Annotated in this window: 2 protein-coding genes; both read right to left on the reverse strand. The window is 48.6% G+C overall.

The genetic code is table 11. The annotated features are described in order from the left end of the window. Window positions 1-1,433, reverse strand: a 1,433-nt coding sequence (locus tag C7B77_RS26245; protein ID WP_106311930.1) for an Hsp70 family protein, incomplete at its 3' end; no start/stop codon positions are given. Between the two features lie 189 nt (window positions 1,434-1,622). Then, the coding region (locus C7B77_RS26250; protein WP_146138530.1) for a hybrid sensor histidine kinase/response regulator at window positions 1,623-3,606 on the reverse strand (1,984 nt) is incomplete at its 5' end.

Here is a 3,606-nt window from a genome sequence, read left to right on the forward strand (position 1 = left end):
GGATAAGGACGATCGAGTGCCAACCACATTTCACCGATCTTTTCATTTTGTTGATTGACAAGATCGGTATTAAAGAATTTAAAATGAATCAAACTTTGGCCATCTGCTTCAGTTTTAAATGTATAGCTGTTGCTAACTGGTAAAATATCGCCCTGCTGAATGATTTTGTAATGAGAACGATCGGCTAATTCGATAAAGTAGTCGCGTGAAACAGTCCCGACTTTCTCCGTCAATCCCGCCGCGACGATGGCTGCACCTTCAGCCACCGCGTACATGGGACGCGGATGAACCACGACTTTATCTGCGCCGAAGGCAGCTTTGACACGTTCTTGGACGATCGGAATTTGCGAAGAACCGCCTACCATCAAGATCGTATCGATCGCGTCGGCTGGGTAGTCAGAATATTTAATTGCCTCCTGACAGATCGAGATCGTGCGCTCGACTAGCGGCAAAATCATCGCTTCAAATTGGGCGCGCGTCACGGTAACATCGATCGGAATCGCCATCCCCAGATCGTCGAGTAGCGGCGTTGCCGGAATAATTTTTGCGGAGAGGGAACTGCTCAGATCGATTTTGGCTTTCTCTACCGCCATTTTGAGATCGCCCAAAAAGCGCACTTTTTGATAATGGGGCATCTGGGCAATTAAACCATCGATATCCTCTAAATCTTCTTCAGCAGCGACTTGTTGCTTGACTAGCTCGATGATGCGATCGTCGATGTCATCGCCACCCAGCCACAGATCTCCGGCTTTACCCGACTCGATAAATTGAGTTCCCGCCGCCGTAATCAAAGCCGAGTCAAAAGTACCACCACCAAAGTCATACACCAAGATCGTTTTGACATCATCGGCGTTGGGTTTGAACCCATAAGAAATAGCAGCGGCTGTCGGTTCTGGTAACAGTTCTGGCTCAGAAAGACCCGCTCTTTTGGCGGCGGCTTGAGTTGAATATCGTTGTTTGTCGCTAAAGTAAGCAGGAACGGTAATTACCGCTCGATCGATCGTACTTTTTTGCCCTTTTTGGCTTTGGTAAAGTTGAGCGTTTTGGACGACTTTTTTTAAGATTTCGGCGGAAATATCTTCGGGTGCGTACTCTTTGCCACCCAGCCAGACGGATAGACTATTATCGGTACCTTCGATCGATTGAGTTATCTTGTAGTGCAACCGTGCTAATTGTGCCTGGACGACAGGATCGCTAAAACCACGCCCAATTAAGCGTTTGATCGAAATAATCGTATTTTCTGGGTCGGCTTTTAATTGGTTGTAAGCTGTTTCGCCCACAATGATGCCATTTGGTGTAGTGGCGACGACAGAGCGAGTTAATTTGCGATCGGGAGCTTGATTATCATCAGCCGTAACGACTTCTACGTCCGCAAATTTGAAAGCAGCAACAGAATTGGTTGTGCCTAGATCGATCCCAACTATATTTCCCATGTAATTCTTGACTACGCTCGCTCGTGTCTTCAGTACTGACTAGGGCTAGTGTACCCAGGTGTTCGGTAAAAACTACAGGTAGAGAGGGAGATTTGGGGTGGATGGGTGGATGGGTGGATGAGTGGATGGGTAATGGAGTGCAAAAGGACGCTTGCGTCCAGCATTACACTATCCACTATTCACTATTCACTATTCCCTAACTTTACTAGTACCAGAGGTAATCGCATGAGTGAGATCTTCGATCTCATTGAGGAGGGGATCGATAGCAGTGGGAGAGAGAAAGACATTTGAGTCTACGATATCGATCGTGAGTAGTTTTTCTAGTTGAAGGGCTAATTGTTCGATCGGCTTGGCGGTAGTGGCGGTAATTGCCACCGCACCGACGTTTGCGCTGGCTCCTTTAATGGCGTGCAGGTGGTGCTCGATCGTGCCGAGATCGCCTGTGGCTAAGGCGGCGCGGATCGATCGGAGCTGTTCGCGGGTATTTTCGACAAAGACTTGTAAAATCGCCCGTTCAAATTCAGCATCATTAGTGGATACTTCTGCGGATTCTGGTTCTTCAGATGATGCTGGTGGCTCGTTGGTGGGGAGAGGCTCTGGTACAGAAGTCTCTGCGGTAGGATCTGCTGGCGGTGGAGTGACATCGCTAGCAGACTCAGACGTCACGGCTTGTTGCGTCCATTGGGCGATTTTGGCCGACAGTTCGTCTTTGCGAACGGGTTTAGACAAAAAGTCATCCATCCCTGCGAGCATGGCTAATTCGCGATCTTCTTTCATCGCGCTGGCAGTGAGGGCGATAATAATGGTATGGCGTGCTTTACCTTCGCGCAGCCGGATTTCTTTGGTGGCGGCGTAGCCATCGAGCCGAGGCATGTGGCAATCCATCAAAATTGCATCGTAATTTTGACTGGCAATCTTTTCGAGCACTTCCTCGCCATCGCAGGCGAGATCGGCAGCATAGCCTAAGTTTTTGAGTTGATTTAGGGCAACTTTTTGATTGACTTTATTATCTTCAGCTACCAAAATCCGCAGACTCGAACTAACTTGTTGGGGGAGGAGTAGTTGGGAGGGTGGTGCATCGTTGACGCTCGGTAATGTCTGCGGCTGGGGTTCGGGCAGGAGATTTTGGATCTCGATGCAGCGATTGAGGATCTGCATCGGTTTGGCTGGTTTGAAGGCGTAGCCAACGATCTTGGCTTTTTGTTGAAGCTGTGAGGCGCGTTCGTATTCGTTGAATGAGATCGTCGCGATCGTCCGCAGATTGCCGAGTTCTGGATAGTGTCCGATCTGTTCTGGGAGGGTGGTATTGGGGCTGTCGGGGTATGCTAAATCTGTAATTAGGGTTTGGAAAGGTTTGCCCATGACTGCGGCTGCTAAGAGCATATTCATGGCAGCAGTGCTATTGTTAGTAATCGTGACGAGCGCGCCATAGTGTTCGGCTGCTGAGGCGATCGCGTGGCGACTGTGATCCCAATTGCCAGCGATCAGGATGCGTTGTCCCTGAATGCCTTGGGCGAGTTGGCGAGTAAGTGCCAATTCGTCGCTGATATCGGCGGGGAGAGTCGATCGCGAGCAAGTCAGGGTAAACCAAAAGATCGAACCTGCATCTGGCGCGCTAATTACCCCAATTTCACCGCCCATCATTTCGATCAATCGCTTGGAAATAGCCAAGCCTAACCCCGTACCGCCATATTGTCTGGTAGTAGAGGAATCAGCTTGGGAGAAGGATTGAAAAATCTTGTCTTGACTATCTAAATCGATACCGATGCCCGTATCTTGAACTTGGAAATAGAGCGTTGTCTGTCGAGTGGTAGTCGCGATCGCGCTAATATCGATCGACACGCCCCCGCGATCGGTAAATTTGATCGCATTACCGATTAAGTTAGTTAAAATCTGTCCCAGCCGCGTCGGATCGCCTTGCAAATTGTTGGGGATGCTCGGTTCGATCCGACAGCTCAATTCGATCCCTTTGGAATAAGCATTATTAGCCAAGACTTCGATCGTTTGCTCGACGGAATCAGTCAAGCTAAAGTTAATTTCTTCTAGGTGTAACTCGCCAGCTTCAATTTTAGAAAAATCTAAGATTTCGTTGATGATATTCAACAAGTTATCGGAGCTACCTCTGATAATCTCGACGAAATTGCGTTGTTCCTCATTGAGATTGGTATCTAAT

It is taken from the genome of Chamaesiphon polymorphus CCALA 037 (assembly GCF_003003845.1).
GTDB lineage: Bacteria > Cyanobacteriota > Cyanobacteriia > Cyanobacteriales > Chamaesiphonaceae > Chamaesiphon > Chamaesiphon polymorphus.